This window comes from Pseudomonas sp. Hp2 (assembly GCF_006386585.1).
In the GTDB taxonomy this organism is placed as follows: Bacteria; Pseudomonadota; Gammaproteobacteria; order Xanthomonadales; family Xanthomonadaceae; genus Pseudomonas_S; species Pseudomonas_S boreopolis.
The window spans coordinates 583,096-601,461 of record NZ_VAHJ01000003.1; the positions used below are offsets into that span (position 1 = coordinate 583,096).

29 protein-coding genes are annotated in these 18,366 nt (G+C 66.3%); 2 read left to right on the forward strand and 27 right to left on the reverse strand.

Annotation, left to right across the window (positions count from 1 at the left end):
• Window positions 1–70: 70 nt before the first annotated feature.
• On the reverse strand, window positions 71–1,474 hold the full coding sequence (locus tag FD678_RS12025; RefSeq protein WP_140723533.1) for a class II 3-deoxy-7-phosphoheptulonate synthase: 1,404 nt from the start codon (window positions 1,472–1,474) through the stop codon (window positions 71–73).
• Window positions 1,475–1,668: 194 nt separating this feature from the next.
• Here FD678_RS12025 and FD678_RS12030 point away from each other — a divergent pair, with 194 nt between their 5' ends.
• Window positions 1,669–3,786 carry a TonB-dependent receptor gene (locus tag FD678_RS12030; RefSeq protein WP_140723536.1) on the forward strand — a complete coding sequence of 706 codons (2,118 nt, stop codon included), beginning with the start codon at window positions 1,669–1,671 and terminating at the stop codon, window positions 3,784–3,786.
• Between the two features lie 170 nt (window positions 3,787–3,956).
• Here the strand turns inward: FD678_RS12030 and FD678_RS12035 are convergent, their stop codons facing one another.
• Window positions 3,957–4,475: a disulfide bond formation protein B gene (locus tag FD678_RS12035; protein ID WP_140723539.1), complete on the reverse strand. Its 519-nt coding sequence runs from the start codon at window positions 4,473–4,475 to the stop codon at window positions 3,957–3,959.
• A 276-nt stretch (window positions 4,476–4,751) separates the two neighbouring features.
• On the opposite strand from FD678_RS12035, the gene FD678_RS12040 reads away from it, so the two are divergent.
• Window positions 4,752–4,979: a hypothetical protein gene (locus tag FD678_RS12040; protein WP_140723542.1), complete on the forward strand. Its 228-nt coding sequence runs from the start codon at window positions 4,752–4,754 to the stop codon at window positions 4,977–4,979.
• 51 nt (window positions 4,980–5,030) lie between these two features.
• Here FD678_RS12040 and rplQ read toward each other — a convergent pair whose 3' ends face one another.
• The 25 genes from rplQ to rplD all read right to left on the reverse strand — a co-directional run bounded on the left by rplQ (window position 5,031) and on the right by rplD (window position 18,362).
• Window positions 5,031–5,417, reverse strand: coding sequence for a 50S ribosomal protein L17 (gene rplQ / locus FD678_RS12045; protein ID WP_140723545.1), 387 nt, complete (start codon window positions 5,415–5,417; stop codon window positions 5,031–5,033).
• Window positions 5,418–5,607: 190 nt separating this feature from the next.
• Window positions 5,608–6,606 carry a DNA-directed RNA polymerase subunit alpha gene (locus FD678_RS12050; protein ID WP_140723548.1) on the reverse strand — a complete coding sequence of 333 codons (999 nt, stop codon included), beginning with the start codon at window positions 6,604–6,606 and terminating at the stop codon, window positions 5,608–5,610.
• A 54-nt stretch (window positions 6,607–6,660) separates the two neighbouring features.
• The gene (rpsD, locus tag FD678_RS12055) at window positions 6,661–7,287 is read right to left on the reverse strand and encodes a 30S ribosomal protein S4 (RefSeq protein WP_140723551.1); all 627 of its coding nucleotides are present in this window, start codon (window positions 7,285–7,287) and stop codon (window positions 6,661–6,663) included.
• 14 nt (window positions 7,288–7,301) lie between these two features.
• Window positions 7,302–7,694, reverse strand: coding sequence for a 30S ribosomal protein S11 (gene rpsK / locus FD678_RS12060; protein WP_003470632.1), 393 nt, complete (start codon window positions 7,692–7,694; stop codon window positions 7,302–7,304).
• Between the two features lie 13 nt (window positions 7,695–7,707).
• Window positions 7,708–8,064, reverse strand: coding sequence for a 30S ribosomal protein S13 (gene rpsM / locus FD678_RS12065; protein ID WP_140723554.1), 357 nt, complete (start codon window positions 8,062–8,064; stop codon window positions 7,708–7,710).
• A gap of 346 nt (window positions 8,065–8,410) precedes the next feature.
• Window positions 8,411–9,766 carry a preprotein translocase subunit SecY gene (gene secY / locus FD678_RS12070; RefSeq protein ID WP_140723557.1) on the reverse strand — a complete coding sequence of 452 codons (1,356 nt, stop codon included), beginning with the start codon at window positions 9,764–9,766 and terminating at the stop codon, window positions 8,411–8,413.
• 7 nt (window positions 9,767–9,773) lie between these two features.
• Window positions 9,774–10,211, reverse strand: coding sequence for a 50S ribosomal protein L15 (gene rplO, locus FD678_RS12075; RefSeq protein WP_256661928.1), 438 nt, complete (start codon window positions 10,209–10,211; stop codon window positions 9,774–9,776).
• A gap of 12 nt (window positions 10,212–10,223) precedes the next feature.
• Window positions 10,224–10,415, reverse strand: coding sequence for a 50S ribosomal protein L30 (gene rpmD / locus FD678_RS12080; RefSeq protein WP_005408214.1), 192 nt, complete (start codon window positions 10,413–10,415; stop codon window positions 10,224–10,226).
• The gene (gene rpsE / locus FD678_RS12085; protein ID WP_140723564.1) at window positions 10,408–10,950 is read right to left on the reverse strand and encodes a 30S ribosomal protein S5; all 543 of its coding nucleotides are present in this window, start codon (window positions 10,948–10,950) and stop codon (window positions 10,408–10,410) included. The genes rpmD and rpsE overlap by 8 nt, the downstream gene beginning before the upstream one ends.
• 157 nt (window positions 10,951–11,107) lie before the next feature.
• Window positions 11,108–11,467, reverse strand: coding sequence for a 50S ribosomal protein L18 (gene rplR / locus FD678_RS12090; protein WP_140723567.1), 360 nt, complete (start codon window positions 11,465–11,467; stop codon window positions 11,108–11,110).
• A gap of 95 nt (window positions 11,468–11,562) precedes the next feature.
• Complete coding sequence (rplF, locus tag FD678_RS12095; RefSeq protein WP_140723570.1) at window positions 11,563–12,090, reverse strand: 50S ribosomal protein L6; 528 nt, start codon at window positions 12,088–12,090, stop codon at window positions 11,563–11,565.
• Window positions 12,091–12,105: 15 nt separating this feature from the next.
• On the reverse strand, window positions 12,106–12,504 hold the full coding sequence (gene rpsH, locus FD678_RS12100) for a 30S ribosomal protein S8 (protein WP_140723574.1): 399 nt from the start codon (window positions 12,502–12,504) through the stop codon (window positions 12,106–12,108).
• A gap of 271 nt (window positions 12,505–12,775) precedes the next feature.
• Window positions 12,776–13,081 carry a 30S ribosomal protein S14 gene (gene rpsN / locus FD678_RS12105; protein WP_140723577.1) on the reverse strand — a complete coding sequence of 102 codons (306 nt, stop codon included), beginning with the start codon at window positions 13,079–13,081 and terminating at the stop codon, window positions 12,776–12,778.
• 18 nt (window positions 13,082–13,099) lie between these two features.
• Window positions 13,100–13,642: a 50S ribosomal protein L5 gene (gene rplE / locus FD678_RS12110; protein ID WP_140723580.1), complete on the reverse strand. Its 543-nt coding sequence runs from the start codon at window positions 13,640–13,642 to the stop codon at window positions 13,100–13,102.
• Window positions 13,643–13,653: 11 nt separating this feature from the next.
• Window positions 13,654–13,971, reverse strand: a complete 318-nt coding sequence (rplX, locus tag FD678_RS12115) for a 50S ribosomal protein L24 (protein WP_140723584.1) — start codon at window positions 13,969–13,971, stop codon at window positions 13,654–13,656.
• A gap of 15 nt (window positions 13,972–13,986) precedes the next feature.
• Window positions 13,987–14,355 carry a 50S ribosomal protein L14 gene (gene rplN / locus FD678_RS12120; RefSeq protein WP_140723587.1) on the reverse strand — a complete coding sequence of 123 codons (369 nt, stop codon included), beginning with the start codon at window positions 14,353–14,355 and terminating at the stop codon, window positions 13,987–13,989.
• A gap of 14 nt (window positions 14,356–14,369) precedes the next feature.
• Window positions 14,370–14,639, reverse strand: coding sequence for a 30S ribosomal protein S17 (rpsQ, locus tag FD678_RS12125; RefSeq protein WP_140723590.1), 270 nt, complete (start codon window positions 14,637–14,639; stop codon window positions 14,370–14,372).
• An 11-nt stretch (window positions 14,640–14,650) separates the two neighbouring features.
• Window positions 14,651–14,836 carry a 50S ribosomal protein L29 gene (gene rpmC, locus FD678_RS12130; protein WP_140723593.1) on the reverse strand — a complete coding sequence of 62 codons (186 nt, stop codon included), beginning with the start codon at window positions 14,834–14,836 and terminating at the stop codon, window positions 14,651–14,653.
• The gene (gene rplP, locus FD678_RS12135; protein WP_140723597.1) at window positions 14,836–15,249 is read right to left on the reverse strand and encodes a 50S ribosomal protein L16; all 414 of its coding nucleotides are present in this window, start codon (window positions 15,247–15,249) and stop codon (window positions 14,836–14,838) included. The genes rpmC and rplP overlap by 1 nt, the downstream gene beginning before the upstream one ends.
• A 5-nt stretch (window positions 15,250–15,254) precedes the next feature.
• Entirely contained in the window at window positions 15,255–15,980 is a 726-nt protein-coding gene (rpsC, locus tag FD678_RS12140) for a 30S ribosomal protein S3 (protein ID WP_140723600.1), read from the reverse strand.
• 17 nt (window positions 15,981–15,997) lie between these two features.
• Window positions 15,998–16,333: a 50S ribosomal protein L22 gene (rplV, locus tag FD678_RS12145; protein WP_140723603.1), complete on the reverse strand. Its 336-nt coding sequence runs from the start codon at window positions 16,331–16,333 to the stop codon at window positions 15,998–16,000.
• Between the two features lie 12 nt (window positions 16,334–16,345).
• The gene (rpsS, locus tag FD678_RS12150) at window positions 16,346–16,615 is read right to left on the reverse strand and encodes a 30S ribosomal protein S19 (RefSeq protein ID WP_140723606.1); all 270 of its coding nucleotides are present in this window, start codon (window positions 16,613–16,615) and stop codon (window positions 16,346–16,348) included.
• A 6-nt stretch (window positions 16,616–16,621) separates the two neighbouring features.
• A complete protein-coding gene (rplB, locus tag FD678_RS12155; RefSeq protein WP_140723609.1) occupies window positions 16,622–17,449 on the reverse strand; it encodes a 50S ribosomal protein L2 in 828 nt (275 codons plus the stop codon).
• Between the two features lie 11 nt (window positions 17,450–17,460).
• On the reverse strand, window positions 17,461–17,760 hold the full coding sequence (gene rplW, locus FD678_RS12160; RefSeq protein WP_140723612.1) for a 50S ribosomal protein L23: 300 nt from the start codon (window positions 17,758–17,760) through the stop codon (window positions 17,461–17,463).
• The gene (rplD, locus tag FD678_RS12165) at window positions 17,757–18,362 is read right to left on the reverse strand and encodes a 50S ribosomal protein L4 (RefSeq protein WP_140723615.1); all 606 of its coding nucleotides are present in this window, start codon (window positions 18,360–18,362) and stop codon (window positions 17,757–17,759) included. Before rplD ends, rplW begins: the two co-directional genes overlap by 4 nt.
• Window positions 18,363–18,366 lie beyond the last annotated feature (4 nt).

An 18,366-nucleotide genomic window follows, 5' to 3' on the forward strand; every position in this document is an offset into this window, starting at 1 on the left:
CCCGCGGGCATGAGCATCGCGTCATGCGGCGCGCGCCGGCACCGCGGACGCGCCGTCGATAACGGGCGGGTTACGCCTCCTTGGCGCCGATCGGCGACGGGGCCTGTTGCTGCTTGCGCACGATGGCCATCGCGATTTCCAGCGACTGCTCGTAGTTCAGGCGCGGATCGACGGTGGAGCGGTAGCAGCGCTCGAGGTCGCGCTCGGTCAGTTCGCGCGCGCCGCCGGTGCATTCGGTCACGTCCTCGCCGGTCAGTTCCAGGTGCACGCCGCCCAGCCGCGTGCCGGCTGCCGCATGCAGGTCGAACGACCACTCGACCTCGCGCAGGATGTTGTCGAAGCGGCGCGTCTTGAAGCCGTTGCCGGTGCTCTCGGTATTGCCGTGCATCGCGTCGCACACCCACAGCACGCGGCGGCCGTCGCGCTTGACCGCGTCGAGCAGCGGCGGCAGCTTCTCGGCGATCTGCGCCGCGCCCATGCGGTGGATGAAAGTGAGCCGGCCCGGCTCGTCGTCGGGGTTGAGCACGTCGACCAGCCGCAGCAACTGGTCCGGCTGCACCGACGGGCCGACCTTGATCGCGATCGGATTGCGGATGCCGCGGAAGTATTCCACGTGCGCGCCGTCCAGCGCCGCGGTGCGCATGCCGATCCACGGGTAGTGCGTGGACAGGTTGAACCAGCCCCACTGGCGCGGCACCTGCCGGGTCAGGGCCGCTTCGTACGGCAGCAGCAGCGCCTCGTGCGAGGTGTAGAAGTCGATCCGGTTGAGGTTGTGCACCTCCGAGCCGGACAGCGTTTCCATGAACCGCACGGCGTCGCCGATCGAGGCGACCATCTTCTGGTAGTCCTCGGCCAGCGGCGAGTAGCCGACCCAGCTCAGGTTCCAGTATTCGGGATGGTGCAGGTCGGCGAAACCGCCGTCGATCAGCGCGCGCACGAAATTCATCGTCATCGCCGAGCGCGAATGCGCCGTGATCATCCGGCGCGGATCCGGGGCGCGCGCTTCCGCGGTGAAGTCGGGAGCGTTGATCACGTCGCCGCGGTAGCTCGGCAAGGTCACGCCGTCGCGGGTCTCGGTATCGGCCGAACGCGGCTTGGCGTACTGCCCGGCGAAGCGCCCCACCCGCACCACCGGCACGCGCAGGCCGTGCACCAGCACCAGGCTCATCTGCAGCAGCACCTTGAGCCGGTTGGAGATCATGTTCGATTCGCAGTCGGCGAAGTTCTCCGCGCAATCCCCGCCCTGCAGCAGGAAGCGCCTGCCCTCCTGGGCCTCGGCGATCTGGCGCTTGAGCGCGAAGATCTCCCACGAGGTCACCAGCGGCGGCAGCTGGCGCAGCTCGGCGAGCGCCGTTTCCAGCTCGGCCGCGTCGGGATAGGTCGGCATCTGCAGCCCCGGGCGCGACCGCCAGCTGTCGGGGTTCCATTCCGAGGCGGGCACTTCGACCAGGCGGGCGGGGGACGAGGGGGACATGGGCGACTCCTTGGGAGTCGCCCATCATCGCAAAGGCGGGTGCGGCGGCAAAGCGGCGCCGCTCTCCGACATTTTTCCGAGGTCTCTAAACCCCAGGCAAAGCCGGTGCGGCAGGCATGACTTTCGGGCTAGGCGGCGGCACCGCCCTGGGAGGATTGTTACTGAATAACACCCCTCCCCACCCGGCGCTTCCGATGAATACCCGCCTGCTCGCCTCCGCCATCTCGATGGTCCTCGCCTCCCTCCCCGCGCTTGCCCTGGCCGGCGAAGCCACGCCCGGCGCCGTCACCGACCTCGATGCGGTGCAGGTCACCGCCAAGCTGGAAGCGGCCCGCAACGCGCTGTCGCCCGACATCGGCAGCAGCCAGTTCACGATCTCCGCCGAGGACATCGACAGGCTGCCGCTGGGCGCCTCCACCCCGCTCAACCAGGTCCTGCTGCAGGCGCCGGGCGTAGTGCAGGACTCCTACGGCGGCATCCACGTCCGCGGCGACCACGCCAACCTGCAGTACCGCATCAACGGCGTGATCCTGCCCGAGTCGATCTCCGGCTTCGGCCAGACGCTCGACCCGCGCACGATCAAGAACATCCGCCTGCTCGACGGCGCGCTGCCGGCCCAGTTCGGCGACCGCACCGCGGCGGTGGTCGACGTCACCACCAAGAGCGGCGCCGAACTCGGCAACGGCGGCAGCGTCGGCATCACCACCGGCTCGTTCGGCAAGGTCAATCCGTTCGCCTCGTGGTGGGGCAGCTCCGGACGCTGGAGCTGGTTCGTCACCGGCAACTACGACCAGGACAAGGTCGGCCTGGAGAATCCCACCGACAGCCGCACCCCGGAACACGACAAGACCCACCAAGGCAAGGCCTTTGCCGACCTCACCTACCTGGTCGACGACGACACCCGCCTCAGCCTGATGGCGGGCTACGCCAACAACCGCTTCCAGATCCCGAACAATCCGGACCAGACCCCGGCCTTCGACTACCTGGGCACCACCGACTACGACTCCTCCAGGCTCGACGAGAACCAGCGCGAGAACACCCGCTTCGCCAGCCTGGTGCTGCAGGGCCTGCTCGGCGACACCTCGTACCAGGTCTCCGCCGGGCAGCGCTACAGCAGCGTCGCGTTCGACCCGGACATCGCCGGCGACCTGATCTTCAACGGCGTCGCCTCGAAGGTGGACCGCGCCAACCGCGCCGACACCGTGCAGGCCGACTTCTCCACGCCGCTCGGCGATTCGCACACCCTGCGCTACGGCCTGTACGGCAGCTTCGAGCGCGCCAGCGCCCGCAACGACGCCTGGGTCTTCCCGGCCGATGCGGACGGCGGCCAGAGCAGCAACGTGCCGGAGCTGATCCCCGACGCCAGCCGCTTCCACACCAGCACCACCGCGCTCTACCTGCAGGACGAATGGAAGATCGGCGACGACTGGATCGTCAACTACGGCGTGCGCGGCGACCGCTACAAGGCCTTCGGCCGCAGCGAGGGCCAGCTCAGCCCGCGCGTCGGCGCGGTCTGGCACGCCACCGACGGCACCACGCTGCACGCCGGCTACGCCCGCTACTTCACCCCGCCCGCCACCGAGCTGATCTCCACCACCGACATCGCGCTCTACGACGGCACCACCAACCAGCAGGTTTCCGCCGGCGCCACCACGCCGCTGAGCGAGCGCAGCGACTACTACGACCTGGGCATCTCGCAGAACGTCGGCGACCACCTGACCCTGGGCCTGGATGCCTACGACCGCCGCGCCGACCGGCTGCAGGACGAGGGCCAGTTCGGCGCCGCCTACATCTACTCCACCTTCAACTACCGCCACGGCCATGTCCGCGGCCTGGAGTTCTCCGCCGACTACGACGACGGCCCGTTCAGCGCCTACTTCAACGCCGCCTACAGCAAGGCGATGGGCAAGCAGGTCATGACCGGCGACTACAACTTCGATCCCGACGCCCTGGCCTACGTCGCCGACCACTGGATCCACCTCGACCACGACCAGAAGCTGACGTCTTCCGGCGGCATCAGCTACAGCTTCGCCGGCAACAACCGCGTCGGGGCGAACTACCTGTACGGCAGCGGCCTGCGCACCGATACCGACACCGTGCCCAACGGCGCCTCGCTCCCCTCCTACTTCCAGCTCAACCTGAGCGCCTCGCACGACTTCGACCTCGGCGGCCATCCGCTGCATGCGCAGCTGGCCGTGGTCAACGCGCTGGACCGCAGCTACCAGCTGCGCGACGGCGGCGGCATCGGCGTGTTCGCTCCGCAGTGGGGACCGCGCCGTGGCGCCTACCTGACCCTGCAGCAGGACTTCTGAGCCGCGCCAAGCGAATCCAGACGTAACAGAGATGAGAAACGCGTCGCCACGCGCCCTTATGGCGAACCACAGAAGCGATAGGGCGGGCACCTGCCTTCTCCATCGAAACCGGCCCGCGAACGCAAAAGGCCAGGCATTGCCTGGCCTTCTTGCATCGCCTGCGCGATCGCTCAGAACAGCGGATGCCGCCGGCGCGCGCGGAACCCCGCGTAAAGTGCCCACAGCGCCAGCAGCACGAACCAGACCAGGCTCCACATCGGCATCGACAACCCGAGGAAGCGCCAATCGATGTTGCCGCAGTCGCCGGTGCCGGTCAGCACCGTCCGGAATACCTCGAACGGCCCCATCTGCTCGCTCAGGAAGGACAACGGCGGCCCGCAGGAGGACATCTCGTCGCGCGGCATCACCTGCACCCAGACATGCCGCCCGGCGATGCCGGCGCCGACCGCCGCGGCCAGGAACGCCAGCACGCCATGGACCTTGCGCCCGCCGCTCCCGCGCGGCCCGTGCAGCGCGCCGAGCAGGAACAGCACGCCCAGCGCCGCGAACGCGATCCGCTGGAAGATGCACAACGGGCAGGGCTCCAACCCTTCCTGCAACTGCATGAAGATCGCAAACCCGAGCAGGCCAGCGCAGATCAGGAAACCGAGCGCGAACTGCGCGCGGAAACTCCAGCGGAACGGATTCATCGAGGCGGCGTGAACGTTGGAGGACGCCGGATTATCAGCTATTCGCGAGACCCAGGCTATGCGATTCCGGAACATTGCGTCACGGGCGCGGCAGCCCCGGCCCATGCCCCGCCCTCCGCTTCACCCCTCCTGCACCCACCCGGCGCCTAGGCTGCATCGCGGGCGCGTGGCGACCGCCATCGGCATGCACGGCAGCCGTTGCGACGGTACCGCGGCCACCGCAGCGGCCCGGTCCCACCCTCGCCTCGCCGACCACTCCACCGCAGGACGGACACGATGAAGGGCATTCCCGCCGAGATCGCTCAGGCACTCGACCAGCTCGAACAGGACATCCCCGGATTGAGGGCGCGTCATCCGGACGACTTCTGGGACGTCTATCACGCACGGGCTCGCGAGATCGCCAACCGCGCCCAGGGATCGGCCGAACAGGCCGCGCTGGTCGCCAAGCGGCTCGACGGCATGCTCGCCAAGCACAACCTCGGCCCGGCCGATCCCGGCGCATGAAACGAAAAAACCCGGCACGAGGCCGGGTTCTTCGGGATCCTGGAAAGCGCCTTACTCGGCGACTTCCTCGGCCACGGCGGCCGGGCGGTCGACCAGCTCGACATAGGCCATCGGCGCGTTGTCGCCGGCGCGGAAACCGCACTTCAGGATGCGCAGGTAGCCACCCGGGCGGCTCTGGTAGCGCGGGCCGAGCGTGGTGAACAGGGTGCCCACCGCTTCCTTGTCGCGCAGGCGCGCGAAGGCCAGGCGGCGGTTGGCGACGCTGTCGACCTTGGCCAGCGTGATCAGCGGCTCGGCGACGCGACGCAGTTCCTTGGCCTTCGGCAGGGTGGTCTTGATCAGCTCGTGCTTGATCAGCGAAGCCGCCATGTTCTTGAACATCGCCTCGCGGTGGGCGCTGGTGCGGCTGAACTTGCGGCCGGATTTCTGGTGACGCATGGTCGTGGTTTCCTAGAGGGTTGAATGTTGGATCTGCTGTACTTCGCTGTCGCCGTCCTGGCGCTGGAACATGGACTGCGGATGGCCCAAACCGGCACTCCCTGGCCGGATGTCGCGCGGACCTGGAGGTCCGTCTGCGGGTACTGCATGCGCGATCCCCGCGCTCGCGCGCGGGGACCTTGCGGCGCTCTTAGCCGAGCATGCCGTGCTGGGCGATGCCGGCCGGCGGCCAGTTCTCCAGCTTCATGCCGAGGGACAGGCCGCGCTGGGCCAGCACTTCCTTGATCTCGGTGAGCGACTTCTTGCCCAGGTTCGGGGTCTTGAGCAGCTCCACCTCGGTCTTCTGGATCAGGTCGCCGATGTAGTAGATGCTCTCGGCCTTCAGGCAGTTGGCCGAACGCACGGTCAGCTCCAGGTCGTCGATCGGGCGCAGCAGCACCGGATCCACGCCGCCGGCCTGCGGCTTCGGCGCGCCGCGGTCGCGGTGCGTGAAGTCGCCGAACACCGACAGCTGGTCGCTGAGGATGTCGGCCGCGGTGCGGACGGCTTCCTCGGCGTCGATGGTGCCGTTGGTCTCGATGTCGATGACCAGCTTGTCCAGGTCGGTGCGCTGCTCGACGCGGGCCGCCTCGACCGAGTAGGCCACGCGGCGCACCGGCGAGAACGACGCATCCAGCACGAGGCGGCCGATGGTGCGGGTCTCTTCGTCCGGACGACGACGGGCGGCGGCCGGCTGGTAGCCGAAGCCACGCTCGATCTTCAGGCGGATGTTCAGCGCGGTGTCCTTGGTCAGGTGCGCGATGACGTGGTCGCCGTTGATGATCTCGACGTTGTGGTCGGTCTTGATGTCGGAGGCGGTGACGACGCCCGGGCCCTGCTTGGACAGCGACAGCGTGGCGCTGTCACCGCTGTGCAGGCGGATGGCGACGTCCTTGAGGTTCAGCAGGACTTCCAGCACGTCCTCCTGCAGGCCCTCGACCGTGGTGTACTCGTGCAGTACGCCATCGATCTCGACTTCGGTGATGGCGAAACCCGGGATCGACGACAGCAGCACGCGACGCAGGGCATTGCCCAGCGTATGGCCGTAACCGCGCTCCAACGGCTCGATCACGACCTTGGCGCGGTTTTCGGTAAGGCGTTCGATCTGCGGTCCACGGGGACGCAGAACCTGGTTGGCGGTAACCGTCATGTTGCGGGGTCTCCTGCGAACCTCCGGCGGCCGCCGGAGGTTCTCCAATGTGAATTACTTCGAATACAACTCGACGATCAGCGCTTCGTTGATGTCCGAAGGCAGGTCGGCGCGATCCGGCACGGCCTTGAACACGCCGCTGAACTTCTTCGAATCGACTTCGACCCACGAGGGGCTCAGGTCGTGCTGCTCGGCCACGGTCAGGGCTTCCTGGACGCGCAGCTGCTTCTGGGCCTTCTCGGACAGGCTGATCGCGTCGCCGGCCTTGACCTGGTACGAGGCCAGGTTCACCGACTTGCCGTTCACCAGCACGCCGCGGTGCGAGACCAGCTGGCGGGCGGCCGGACGGGTCACGGCGAAGCCCATGCGGTAGACGACGTTGTCCAGGCGGGTTTCCAGCAACTGCAGCAGGTTCTCGCCGGTGTTGCCCTTCTTGGTCGAGGCCTTCTTGTAGTAGTTGCGGAACTGGCGCTCCAGCAGGCCGTAGATGCGCTTGACCTTCTGCTTCTCGCGCAGCTGGGTGGCGTAGTCGGACAGCTTGCCCTTGCGGGCGGCACCGTGCTGGCCGGGCTTCTGCTCCAGCTTGCACTTGGAGTCCAGCGCGCGCGCCGGGCTCTTGAGGGACAGGTCGGCGCCTTCGCGGCGCGCGAGCTTACAGGTAGGACCGATATAACGAGCCATTTCTTATCGCTCCTTTAGACGCGACGCTTCTTCGGCGGACGGCACCCGTTGTGCGGGATCGGCGTCACGTCGATGATGTTGGTGATCTTGTAGCCGACGTTGTTCAACGAACGCACGGCGGACTCGCGGCCCGGACCCGGACCCTTGATGCGCACTTCCAGCGACTTCACGCCGTAGTCGAGCGCGGCGCGGCCGGCCTTCTCGGCGGCGACCTGGGCGGCGAACGGGGTCGACTTGCGCGAACCGCGGAAACCCGCGCCGCCCGAAGTCGCCCACGACAGCGCGTTGCCCTGGCGGTCGGTGATCGTGACGATGGTGTTGTTGAACGAAGCGTGGACGTGGGCGACGCCGTCGGTGACGACGCGCTTGATCTTCTTCTTGGTCTTGGCAGCAGCTGGCTTGGCCATTGTTCTCTATCCCTTACTTCTTGATCGCCTTGCGCGGTCCCTTGCGGGTGCGGGCGTTGGTACGGGTGCGCTGGCCACGCAGCGGCAGGCCGCGACGGTGACGCAGGCCGCGGTAGCAGCCCAGGTCCATCAGGCGCTTGATGGCGATGCCGACTTCACGGCGCAGATCGCCCTCGACGATGTACTTGCCGACCTCGGCGCGCAGGCGCTCGATCTCCGGCTCCGACAGATCGCGGATCTTGGTGGTCGAAGCCACGCCTGCGGCTTCGCAGACCTTCTTCGAACGGGTACGGCCGATGCCGTAGATGCTTTGCAACCCGACCCAGACGTGCTTCTGGGCTGGCAGGTTGACGCCTGCAATACGCGCCATGACGCGGTTCTCCAACTGAGTGATGGCCCGACAGCGCGCCTGCGCGCCATCCGGCATGATGGATCAAAAGTGAACGGAAGATTGTAGCAAAGTCTCGGGTTACTTTGAAGCTCATGGAACCATGCAGCGTTCCACGGGCCCGGCATGGGGAGTGTGCCCATGCTCCGGCGCCGGACGGCATTGGCATCGGACCTACCGCTTCCGCTGCCGCCCGGACTACTCCCGCCCGGGACCATGCCGCCACACCCGCGCGCGAGACGCCGCGCGGGCCGCCCTTCTGGTCGGAAGGCCTGTCGCCCGGGAGCCGGGCCGCCTTCACGCAAGGAAGAACAAGTATATCAGTCGGTTAGCCGCGGGCGAAACCGCCGCGCGAACCACCCTTCAGGTTGGCCTTCTTCAACAGGCTCTCGTACTGGTGGGACATCAGGTGCGCCTGGATCTGCGCGATGAAGTCCATCACCACCACCACCGCGATCAGCAGCGAGGTGCCGCCGAAGTGGAACGAGGTGCCGAGCTGGGCCCGCATCACCTCCGGCAGGAGGCAGACGATCACCAGGTACAGCGAGCCGGCCGCGGTCAGGCGGGTCAGCACGCCGTCGATGTAGTCGGCGGTCGACTTGCCCGGACGAATGCCCGGGATCAGCGCGCCCGACTTCTTCAGGTTGTCGGCGGTTTCCTGCGAGTTGAACACCAGCGCCGTGTAGAAGAACGCGAAGCCGATGATCAGCGCGGCGAACACCAGCATGTGCACCGGCTCGCCCGGACCCAGCGCGTTGGCGATCTTCTGCAGCCAGGTGGCCGAGGTCGCCTGCCCGGACCACATCGACAGCGTGGCCGGGAACGCCAGGATGCTCGAAGCGAAGATCGGCGGGATCACGCCGGCCATGTTGAGCTTCAGCGGCAGGAACGAGGTCTGGTTCATGTACGCGTTGCGGCCGCCCTGGCGGCGCGCGTAGTTGACCGTGATCCGGCGCTGCCCGCGCTCGACGAACACCACGAAGTAGGTGAACGCCAGGATCACCAACACGATCAGCAGCAGCGAGATGAAGCTCATGTTGCCGTCGCGGTAGGCCTCGACGGTCTGGATCGCGGCGGCCGGCAGGCCGGCCACGATGCCCGCGAAGATGATCAGCGAGACGCCGTTGCCGATGCCGCGCTCGGTCACCTGCTCGCCTACCCACATCAGGAAGATGGTGCCGGCGGTCAGCGCGACCACCGCGGTCAGCACGAAGCCCATGCCCGGCGCGTACACCACCGGCGCGCCGCCCGGAGCGGTCTGGTTCTGCAGCGCCAGGGCGATGCTGCCGCCCTGCACGACCGCCAGCAGCACCGCGCCGATGCGCGAATACTGGGTGATCTTGCGCCGGCCCGACTCGCCTTCCTTCTGCATCGCCTTCAGCGTCGGGAAGATGTGCGTGGCCAGCTGGATCACGATCGATGCCGAGATGTACGGCATCACGTTCAGCGCGAAGATGCTGAAGCGGTGCAGGGCGCCGCCCGAGAACATGTTGAACATGTCCACGATACCGCCGCCCTGCGCCTGCATCAGCGCCAGCATGGCATCGGGATTGACGCCCGGCACCGGCACGAAACAGCCGATGCGGTAGACGATCAACGCCCCGAGGACGAACAGCAAGCGCTGGCGAAGTTCCGTGAACTTGCCCAGCCCGCCGCCGAGGTTTCCGATGCCCGCTTGCGCCATGTTGCGATTACTCCTGGACGCTGCCGCCGGCAGCTTCGATGGCAGCCTTGGCGCCCGCCGTGACCGCCACGCCCTTCAGCACGAACGCCTTGGTCAGCTCGCCCTTCTTGACGATCTTGGCCTTCTTGGCGCTGGTCGGGACCAGCTTGGCCGCACGCAGCGCGGCGAAGTCGACCTCGCCGGCCGGCAGCTTGTCCAGCTGGTAGGACAGCACTTCGGCGGTGTCCTTGGCGATCGGCGAGCGGAAGCCGATCTTCGGCAGGCGGCGCTGCATCGGGGTCTGGCCGCCTTCGAAGCCGGCCTTGATCTTGCCGCCGCCCTTGCGGGCGAACGAACCCTTGTGGCCGCGGCCGGCGGTCTTGCCCAGGCCGGAGCCGATGCCGCGACCGACGCGGGTACGCTCGGTGCGGGCGCCCGGTGCCGGGCTCAGTTCATTGAGACGCAGAGTCATGGTCGATCACTCCTCAACCTGGACGAGGTACTGAACCTTGTTGATCAGGCCGCGGACCTGCGGACTGTCCTTCAGTTCACGCACATCGTTGAGCTTGTTCAGGCCCAGCGCACGCACCGACAGGCGGTGACGGGACTGGGTACCACGCAGGCCGCGCACCAGGCGCACCTTCACGGTCTTGTTGGACTCGTTAGCCATTGAGGAGTTCCTCCACCTTCTTGCCGCGCTTGGCCGCGATGCGGGTCGGCGACTGCATCGCTTCCAGGCCCTTCAGCGTGGCGCGCACCAGGTTGATCGGGTTGCGCGAGCCGACGGCCTTGGCCAGCACGTTCTTCACGCCCACCGCTTCCAGCACGGCGCGCATCGCGCCGCCGGCGATCACGCCGGTACCTTCCGACGCCGGCTGCATGAACACGCGGGCCGCGCCGTGGCCGGCCTTGACCGGGTGCCACAGGGTGCCGTTGTTCAGGTCGACGTTCGCCATGTTCTTGCGGGCGTATTCCATCGACTTCTGGATCGCGACCGGTACTTCGCGGGCCTTGCCGTAACCGAAGCCGACCTTGCCCTCGCCGTCGCCGACGACGGTCAGCGCGGTGAAGGTGAACTGGCGGCCGCCCTTGACGGTCTTGCTGACGCGGTTGACCGCGACCAGCTTCTCGATCATGCCGTCGTCGATCTTCTCTTCGCGGTTGCGATCGCGATCGCGGCCCCGCGGAGCACGTTCTTCTGCCATGTTGGTGATTCCTTGTCTGAGGGATATGTACGGCTCGGACGCCGCTTATGGTTGTGGACTGGAACGGTGTTCCCGCGACCGCTGCAGAAGAACGGGGCGGTCCGGCATCTCCCCTGCCGGCGGAGGGACGCAACCCGCGGGTTGCGTCCGCAAACGCTTAGAACTGCAGGCCGGCCTCGCGGGCCGCGTCGGCCAGCGCCTTGATGCGGCCGTGGTAGCGGTAGCCCGAGCGGTCGAAGGCGACCTTCTCGATGCCCGCGGCCTTGGCGCGCTCGGCGATCAGCTTGCCGACCTTGGCGGCGGCCTCGGCGTTCTTGCCGCTCTTCAGGCCTTCCTTGACGTCGGCCTGGGTGGTGTTGGCGGCAGCCAGCACCTTCGAGCCGTCGGCGGTGAAGACCTGGGCGTACAGGTGCTGGCCGGTGCGCAGCACCGACAGGCGGGCCACGCCGAGCTCGCGGATGTGCGCGCGGGTCGACTTGGCGCGACGCAGGCGGGCGATGTTCTTGTTGATGCTCATGGTTGGATTCCTATAGGAAGCTGAAGCGAAGCGGGCTTTGCATTGAGAAGTCCGGCCAGGGATGGCCGGGTTCCCGCGGATGGACCCGCGCCTAATTAGGCCTTCTTGGCTTCCTTGCGAATGATGACTTCACCGGCGTACTTCACACCCTTGCCCTTGTAGGGCTCCGGCGGACGGAAGCCGCGGATCTTGGCGGCGACTTCGCCGACGCGCTGCTTGTCGGCGCCGGTGACCACGATCTCGGTCTGCGACGGGGTCGACAGCGTGATGCCTTCCGGCGCCACGAACACCAGCGGGTGCGAGAAGCCCAGCGACAGGTTGAGGTCCTTGCCCTGCATCGCGGCGCGGTAACCGACGCCGACCAGCTCGAGCTTGCGCTCGAACCCTTCGGACACGCCCTTCACCAGGTTGGCGAGGATCGCGCGCACGGTGCCGGTGATGGCGATCTGCGACGGATCGGCCGGGGACAGCGTGGCGACGCCACCGTCAACGGAGATCTGCACGCCCACCGGCTTCGGCAGCGACAGCGTGCCCTTCGGGCCCTTGACGCTCACCAGCTCCGGCTGGATGTTGAGTTCGACGCCCTTCGGCAGGGAAATCGGCTTCTTGGCAACTCGGGACATGTTCGGCTCCTTCCCTTAGGCCACGAAGCACAGGACTTCGCCGCCGACGCCGGCCGCGCGGGCCTGCGCATCGGTCAGGATGCCCTTCGACGTGGAGATGATGGCAACGCCCAGGCCACCGAGGACCTTGGGCAGCTCGTCCTTGCCGCGGTACTGGCGGAGGCCCGAGCGCGAGACACGCTTCAGGGTCTCGATGACCGGACGGCCTTCGAAGTACTTCAGCACGATCTCCAGCTCGGACTTGTTGTTCTCGGCCGGGGTCACGCGCAGGTCGGCGATGTAGCCCTCGTCCTTCAGGACCTGGGCGATCGCGACCTTGATCTTGGAGGACGGCAGCTTCACCGTCGGCTTGCCGACAGCCGCCGCATTCTTGATGCGGACCAGCATGTCGGCGATGGGATCAGTCATGCTCATGTGATTACCTTTGAGTGCACCGATATCCGCTTTCGCGAAAATCTCGTGTTTCCTGGTGAAGGGCCAGGCCCCTTGACGCGCCCCGGCCACCGGGGCGGCCAGAGAGAAGCGGGAGTATACGACAAAAAGAGCCCGCGCACAGGGATGTGCGCCGCTCCTGCGGGGACCTACAGGAAAGAGTCCGGCAGGTGCCGGACTCTCTTGCTGAACAGGCAGGCTGCCCGGGAACGCAGGCCGGCGCGCGGGCGCCTGCCTGCCCCGTACCGCCCCGTTACCAGCTGGCCTTGCGCAGGCCCGGCACGTCGCCACGCATGGTGGCTTCGCGCAGCTTGTTGCGGCCCAGGCCGAACTTGCGGTACACGCCGCGCGGACGGCCCGAGATCTCGCAGCGGTTGCGCTGGCGGCTCGGCGAAGAGTCGCGCGGCAGCTTCTGCAGCTTCTCGGCGGCCTGGATCTTCTCCTCGTAGGAGGCATCCTGGCTGGAGATGATCTTCTTCAGCGCGGCACGCTTGTCGGCGTACTTCTTGGCCAGCTTTTCCCGCTTGGCGTCGCGGTTGACCATGGAGGTCTTTGCCATGTCGGTTTCCTCGACGAATCAGTTACGGAACGGGAACTTGAACGCCGCGAGCAGCGCCTTCGCTTCCGCATCCGTCTTGGCGGTGGTGGTGATGGCGATATCCATGCCACGGATCGCGTCGACGGCGTCGAAGTCGATTTCCGGGAAGATGATCTGCTCCTTCACGCCCATGTTGAAGTTGCCGCGACCGTCGAACGAACGACCCGAGATGCCGCGAAAGTCACGCACGCGCGGCAGCGAGATGTTGATCAGGCGGTCCAGGAACTCGTACATCTTGGCGCGACGCAGCGTGGTCTTGCAGCCGATCGGCCAGCCATCGCGGATCTTGAACGAAGCTACCGAGATGCGCGACTTGGTGACCACCGGCTTCTGGCCGGCGATCTTGGCCATGTCGGCCACGGCGTTCTCCAGGATCTTCTTGTTGGTGGCGGCCTCGCCCACGCCCATGTTCAGCGTGATCTTGACCAGCTTCGGCACTTCCATCGGATTGGTGTAGCCGAACTCCTTCATCAGGGCCGGCACCACTTCTTCCTTGTAGATTTTTTCGAGACGGGAAGTCATGACCTCATTCCTCAGGCGTCGAGCGCCTCACCGCTGGAGCGGAACACACGCAGTTTGCGTCCATCCTCCAGCACCTTGAAGCCAACGCGCTCGCCCTTGCCCGTGGCCGGGTTGACGACGTTCACGTTGGAGATATGGATCGAAGCTTCGCGCTCGACCACGCCGCCGGCGATGCCCGCCTGCGGGTTCGGCTTGGTGTGGCGCTTGACGACGTTCACGTTGGAGACGACCACGCGGTCGCCATCCACGCGGATGACCTCGCCCTGCTTGCCCTTGTCCTTGCCGGTGTTGACGACGACCTGGTCGCCCTTCTTGATACGGTTAGCCATTGTTATCTCCTTCGCTCACAGCACTTCGGGAGCGAGCGAAACGATCTTCATGAACTTCTCCGAGCGAAGTTCACGGGTAACCGGCCCGAAGATGCGGGTGCCGATCGGCTCCTGCTTGTTGTTCAGCAGGACGGCGGCATTGCCGTCGAAGCGGATCAGCGAACCGTCCGGGCGACGGACGCCCTTGCGGGTACGCACCACGACCGCGTCGTAGACTTCGCCCTTCTTCACCTTGCCGCGCGGGATCGCATCCTTCACGGTCACCTTGATGATGTCGCCGATGCCGGCGTAGCGGCGCTTCGAGCCGCCCAGCACCTTGATGCACATCACTTCCTTGGCACCGGAGTTGTCGGCGACGTCGAGGTAGCTCTGCATCTGGATCATGATTCAGATCTCCCTTATTCGGCCGCGCGGGTGACGATTTCCACCACCCGCCAGTTCTTGGTCTTGGACATCGGCGCAATCTCGGTCACGCGCACGACGTCGCCCTCGTTGCAGGCATTGTCGGCGTCGTGGGCATGGAGCTTGGTCGAGCGCTTGATGTACTTGCCGTACAGGGCGTGCTTGACCTGGCGCTCCACCAGCACGGTGACCGTCTTGTCCATCTTGTTGCTGACGACACGGCCTTCGACCGTGCGCAGCGTCTTGTTTTCAGTGTTCTCGCTCATCGCGGCGGTCCTTACTTGGTGCTGCCGAGCAGGGTCTTGACGCGAGCGATCTCGCGGCGCACCCGGCGGGTTTCATGAGTCTTCGGCAGCTGGCCGGTGACTTGCTGCATGCGGAGCGAGAACTGCTCCTTGCGCAGGTCGGTCAGGTGGGCCTTCAGTTCGTCAGCCGACTTCTCGCGGAGTTGTTTGATGTCCATCAGCGCACCGTCCGGGTCACGAAAGTGGTGGTGACCGAGAGCTTGGCGGCGGCCAGGCGGAACGCCTCGCGCGCCACTTCCTCGGAAACACCCTCGATTTCATAGATCATGCGGCCGGGCTGGATCTGGGCCACCCAGTACTCCACGTTACCCTTACCGGAGCCCATTCGGACTTCGATCGGCTTCTTGGTGATCGGCTTGTCCGGGAACACGCGGATCCACATCTTGCCGCCGCGCTTGACGTAGCGGCTGATCGAGCGGCGCGCCGCCTCGATCTGGCGCGCGGTCAGCTGACCGTGCGCCGTCGCCTTCAGGCCGTACTCGCCGAAGCTGACGGCGTTGCCGCTCCAGCTCAGGCCTTCGTTACGGCCCTTGTGTACCTTGCGGTATTTGGTTCGCTTGGGTTGCAACATTGCCGTTACCTCGCTTCACGAGCCGGGCGCGACGGACGATCGCTGCGATCGCCACGATCGCCACGCGGGGACTCGTCCTGCTTCTCCTGGCCAACCTGGGTGAAATCGAAGATCTCGCCCTTGTAGATCCAGACCTTGATGCCGATGACACCGTAGGTGGTATGCGCCTCGGCAAAGCCGTAGTCGATGTCCGCGCGCAGGGTGTGCAGCGGCACGCGGCCCTCGCGGTACCACTCCGAACGGGCGATTTCCGCACCGTTGAGGCGGCCGGCGACGTTGACCTTGATGCCCAGGGCACCCAGGCGCATCGCGTTGCCGACCGAGCGCTTCATCGCGCGGCGGAACATGATGCGACGCTCCAGCTGCTGCGCGATCGACTCGGCGACCAGCTGCGCGTCCAGCTCGGGCTTGCGCACTTCGCTGACGTTGATGTGCGCCGGGACGCCCATCAGGTCGCTGACTTCCTTGCGCAGCTTCTCGATGTCCTCGCCGCGCTTGCCGATCACCACGCCCGGGCGGGCAGTGTGGATCGTCACGCGCGCGGTCTTGGCCGGACGCTCGATCAGGATCTTGCTGATGCCCGCCTGAGCCAGCTTCTTGCGAAGCATCTCGCGGACCTTCAGGTCGGCCGCCAGGTAGCTGGCGAACTCGGCCTTGTTGGCGTACCACTTGGAGTTCCAGTCCTTGGCAATGCCCAAGCGGATTCCAATCGGATGAACTTTATGACCCATCGTCTTTTCCTTTCCGCTTACTTGCCGGCGCCCACGACCACAGTGATGTGGCTGGTGCGCTTGAGGATGCGGGTACCGCGGCCCTTGGCCCGCGCCATGAAACGCTTCAGGGTCGGACCCTCATCAACCATGATGGTCTTGACCTTCAGCTCGTCGATGTCGGCGCCCTGGTTGTTCTCGGCATTGGCGATCGCCGACTCCACCACCTTCTTGATCAGGTGGGCAGCCTTCTTGTCCGAGAACTTCAGCAGGTTGACGGCGCGCTCGGCCGACAGCCCACGCACCTGGTCGGCGACCAGGCGGGCCTTCTGGGGGGAGATGCGCGCGGTGCGCAGGATTGCTTTCGCTTCCATGGTCATCTCTCCTTACTTGCCCGACTTCTTGTCGCCACCGTGACCCTTGAAGGTACGGGTGACGGCGAATTCGCCGAGCTTGTGGCCCACCATGTTCTCGTTGACCAGCACCGGAACGTGGTTCTTGCCGTTATGCACGGCGATGGTGAATCCCACCATTTCCGGCAGGATCATGGAACGGCGCGACCAGGTCTTGATCGGCTTCTTGCTACCCGCAGCGGCCTCCACCTTCTTGATGAGGTGGTGATCGACGAACGGGCCTTTCTTGAGTGAACGTGCCATGGTCGATTAGCCCCTACGATCGCGGACGATGAACTGCTGGGTGCGCTTGTTCTTGCGCGTCTTGTAACCCTTGGTCGGCACACCCCACGGGGTGACCGGATGCGGGTTGCCCTGGCCGGCCTTCGCCTCGCCACCACCGTGCGGGTGGTCGACCGGGTTCATGGCGGCACCACGAACGGTCGGGCGGACGCCGCGCCAGCGCTTGGCGCCGGCCTTGCCCAGCTTCTCCAGGTTGTGCTCGTCGTTGCCGACTTCGCCGATGGTGGCGCGGCACTCGGCCGGCACCTTGCGCATCTCGCCCGAACGCAGGCGCAGCGTGGCGTAGACGCCTTCGCGGGCGACCAGCTGGACGGCCGCGCCGGCGGCGCGGGCGATCTGGGCGCCCTTGCCCGGCTTCAGCTCGACGCCGTGGACGGTGGTACCGACCGGGATGTTGCGCAGCGGCAGGGTGTTGCCGGTCTTGATCGGCGCGTTGGCGCCGGCGATGACCTGGTCACCGGCCTTCAGTCCCTTCGGGGCGATGATGTAGCGGCGCTCGCCGTCGACGTAGCACAGCAGGGCGATGTGGGCGGTGCGGTTCGGATCGTATTCGATCCGCTCCACGCGCGCCGGGATGCCTTCCTTGTTGCGCTTGAAGTCGATGATGCGGTAGTGCTGCTTGTGACCGCCGCCGACGTGGCGGGTGGTGATGCGGCCGTGGTGGTTGCGGCCGCCGGTCTTGCTCTGCGGCTCGACCAGGCCCGCGTACGGGGCACCCTTGTGCAGATCGGGCGTGACCACGCGCACGGCCGAACGGCGGCCTGCGGAGGTGGGCTTGAATTTCATCAATGGCATGGGTTCTTACCTCAGGCCTTGGCCGTGACGTCGATGGACTGGCCATCGACCAGGCGGACATACGCCTTGCGCCAGTCGCCGCGACGGCCAGCGCGGTTGCGGAAGGACTTGTTCTTGCCCTTCACGTTCACCACGTTGACGGCCTCGACCTTGACGTCGAACAGCTGCTCGACCGCGGCCTTCACATCGGCCTTGGTGGCGTCGTTCGAGACTTCGAAGACGTACTGGTTGGACAGTTCCTGCAGGCGCGCGGTCTTCTCGGAGACTCGCGGAGCGCGCAGCACGCTGAAGATTTTTTCGTTGCTGCTCATGCCAGCCACTCCTCGACCTTCTTGACCGCATCGGCGGTGATCACGACCGTATCGGCACCGACCAGCGCGACCGGATCCAGCCCCTGCACGTCGCGCACTTCGACGTACGGCAGGTTGCGGGCCGACAGGTACAGGTGCTCGGAAGCCTCTTCGGTCACGATCAGCGGGCGGGCGCCCACGTCCAGACCCTTCAGCTTCTCGACCAGGCCCTTGGTCTTGGTCTCGCTCACGTCGAACGCCTCGACGACCTTCAGGCGGTCCTGGCGGACCAGCTCGGAGAAGATCGCGGCGATCGCGGCGCGATACTGCTTGCGGTTGACCTTCTGCGCGAAGCTGCGCGGCTTGGCCGCGAAGGTCACGCCGCCGCCGACGAAGATCGGAGCCGTCAGCGCGCCGTGACGCGCACCGCCGCCCTTCTGCTTCTTCGACTTCTTGGTCGTGCCCGAGACTTCCGAACGGGTCTTCTGGGCCTTGGTGCCGGCGCGGCCGGCGTTGCGATAGGCGACGACGACCTGGTGGACCAGATCCTCGCTGAAATCGCGACCGAACACGGCGTCGGAGACCGAGACCTTGTTGTTGCTACCGGTGATAACGAGTTCCATCGTC

What these genes read in the sequence shown, in the direction of transcription:
- rpsH (WP_140723574.1), bottom strand. Translation starts at nt 12,504, where the DNA reads ATGAGCATGACTGATCCCATCGCCGACATGCTGGTCCGCATCAAGAAT.
- rplX (WP_140723584.1), bottom strand. Translation starts at nt 13,971, where the DNA reads ATGGCTAACCGTATCAAGAAGGGCGACCAGGTCGTCGTCAACACCGGC.
- rpsN (WP_140723577.1), bottom strand. Translation starts at nt 13,081, where the DNA reads ATGGCAAAGACCTCCATGGTCAACCGCGACGCCAAGCGGGAAAAGCTG.
- rplW (WP_140723612.1), bottom strand. Translation starts at nt 17,760, where the DNA reads ATGAGCAGCAACGAAAAAATCTTCAGCGTGCTGCGCGCTCCGCGAGTC.
- rplQ (WP_140723545.1), bottom strand. Translation starts at nt 5,417, where the DNA reads ATGCGTCACCAGAAATCCGGCCGCAAGTTCAGCCGCACCAGCGCCCAC.
- FD678_RS12035 (WP_140723539.1), bottom strand. Translation starts at nt 4,475, where the DNA reads ATGAATCCGTTCCGCTGGAGTTTCCGCGCGCAGTTCGCGCTCGGTTTC.
- FD678_RS12040 (WP_140723542.1), top strand. Translation starts at nt 4,752, where the DNA reads ATGAAGGGCATTCCCGCCGAGATCGCTCAGGCACTCGACCAGCTCGAA.
- rplD (WP_140723615.1), bottom strand. Translation starts at nt 18,362, where the DNA reads ATGGAACTCGTTATCACCGGTAGCAACAACAAGGTCTCGGTCTCCGAC.
- rplV (WP_140723603.1), bottom strand. Translation starts at nt 16,333, where the DNA reads ATGGAAGCGAAAGCAATCCTGCGCACCGCGCGCATCTCCCCCCAGAAG.
- FD678_RS12050 (WP_140723548.1), bottom strand. Translation starts at nt 6,606, where the DNA reads ATGACGGTTACCGCCAACCAGGTTCTGCGTCCCCGTGGACCGCAGATC.
- rplN (WP_140723587.1), bottom strand. Translation starts at nt 14,355, where the DNA reads ATGATCCAGATGCAGAGCTACCTCGACGTCGCCGACAACTCCGGTGCC.
- rpsE (WP_140723564.1), bottom strand. Translation starts at nt 10,950, where the DNA reads ATGGCAGAAGAACGTGCTCCGCGGGGCCGCGATCGCGATCGCAACCGC.
- rpsQ (WP_140723590.1), bottom strand. Translation starts at nt 14,639, where the DNA reads ATGAGCGAGAACACTGAAAACAAGACGCTGCGCACGGTCGAAGGCCGT.
- rplE (WP_140723580.1), bottom strand. Translation starts at nt 13,642, where the DNA reads ATGACTTCCCGTCTCGAAAAAATCTACAAGGAAGAAGTGGTGCCGGCC.
- rpmD (WP_005408214.1), bottom strand. Translation starts at nt 10,415, where the DNA reads ATGGCTAACGAGTCCAACAAGACCGTGAAGGTGCGCCTGGTGCGCGGC.
- rplP (WP_140723597.1), bottom strand. Translation starts at nt 15,249, where the DNA reads ATGTTGCAACCCAAGCGAACCAAATACCGCAAGGTACACAAGGGCCGT.
- rpsS (WP_140723606.1), bottom strand. Translation starts at nt 16,615, where the DNA reads ATGGCACGTTCACTCAAGAAAGGCCCGTTCGTCGATCACCACCTCATC.
- rplR (WP_140723567.1), bottom strand. Translation starts at nt 11,467, where the DNA reads ATGAGCATCAACAAGAACATCGCCCGCCTGCGTCGCGCCAAGTCGACC.
- rplF (WP_140723570.1), bottom strand. Translation starts at nt 12,090, where the DNA reads ATGTCCCGAGTTGCCAAGAAGCCGATTTCCCTGCCGAAGGGCGTCGAA.
- secY (WP_140723557.1), bottom strand. Translation starts at nt 9,766, where the DNA reads ATGGCGCAAGCGGGCATCGGAAACCTCGGCGGCGGGCTGGGCAAGTTC.
- rpsD (WP_140723551.1), bottom strand. Translation starts at nt 7,287, where the DNA reads ATGGCTCGTTATATCGGTCCTACCTGTAAGCTCGCGCGCCGCGAAGGC.
- rpmC (WP_140723593.1), bottom strand. Translation starts at nt 14,836, where the DNA reads ATGGACATCAAACAACTCCGCGAGAAGTCGGCTGACGAACTGAAGGCC.
- rpsM (WP_140723554.1), bottom strand. Translation starts at nt 8,064, where the DNA reads ATGGCGCGTATTGCAGGCGTCAACCTGCCAGCCCAGAAGCACGTCTGG.
- rplB (WP_140723609.1), bottom strand. Translation starts at nt 17,449, where the DNA reads ATGCCATTGATGAAATTCAAGCCCACCTCCGCAGGCCGCCGTTCGGCC.
- FD678_RS12030 (WP_140723536.1), top strand. Translation starts at nt 1,669, where the DNA reads ATGAATACCCGCCTGCTCGCCTCCGCCATCTCGATGGTCCTCGCCTCC.
- rpsC (WP_140723600.1), bottom strand. Translation starts at nt 15,980, where the DNA reads ATGGGTCATAAAGTTCATCCGATTGGAATCCGCTTGGGCATTGCCAAG.
- FD678_RS12025 (WP_140723533.1), bottom strand. Translation starts at nt 1,474, where the DNA reads ATGTCCCCCTCGTCCCCCGCCCGCCTGGTCGAAGTGCCCGCCTCGGAA.
- rpsK (WP_003470632.1), bottom strand. Translation starts at nt 7,694, where the DNA reads ATGGCCAAGCCAGCTGCTGCCAAGACCAAGAAGAAGATCAAGCGCGTC.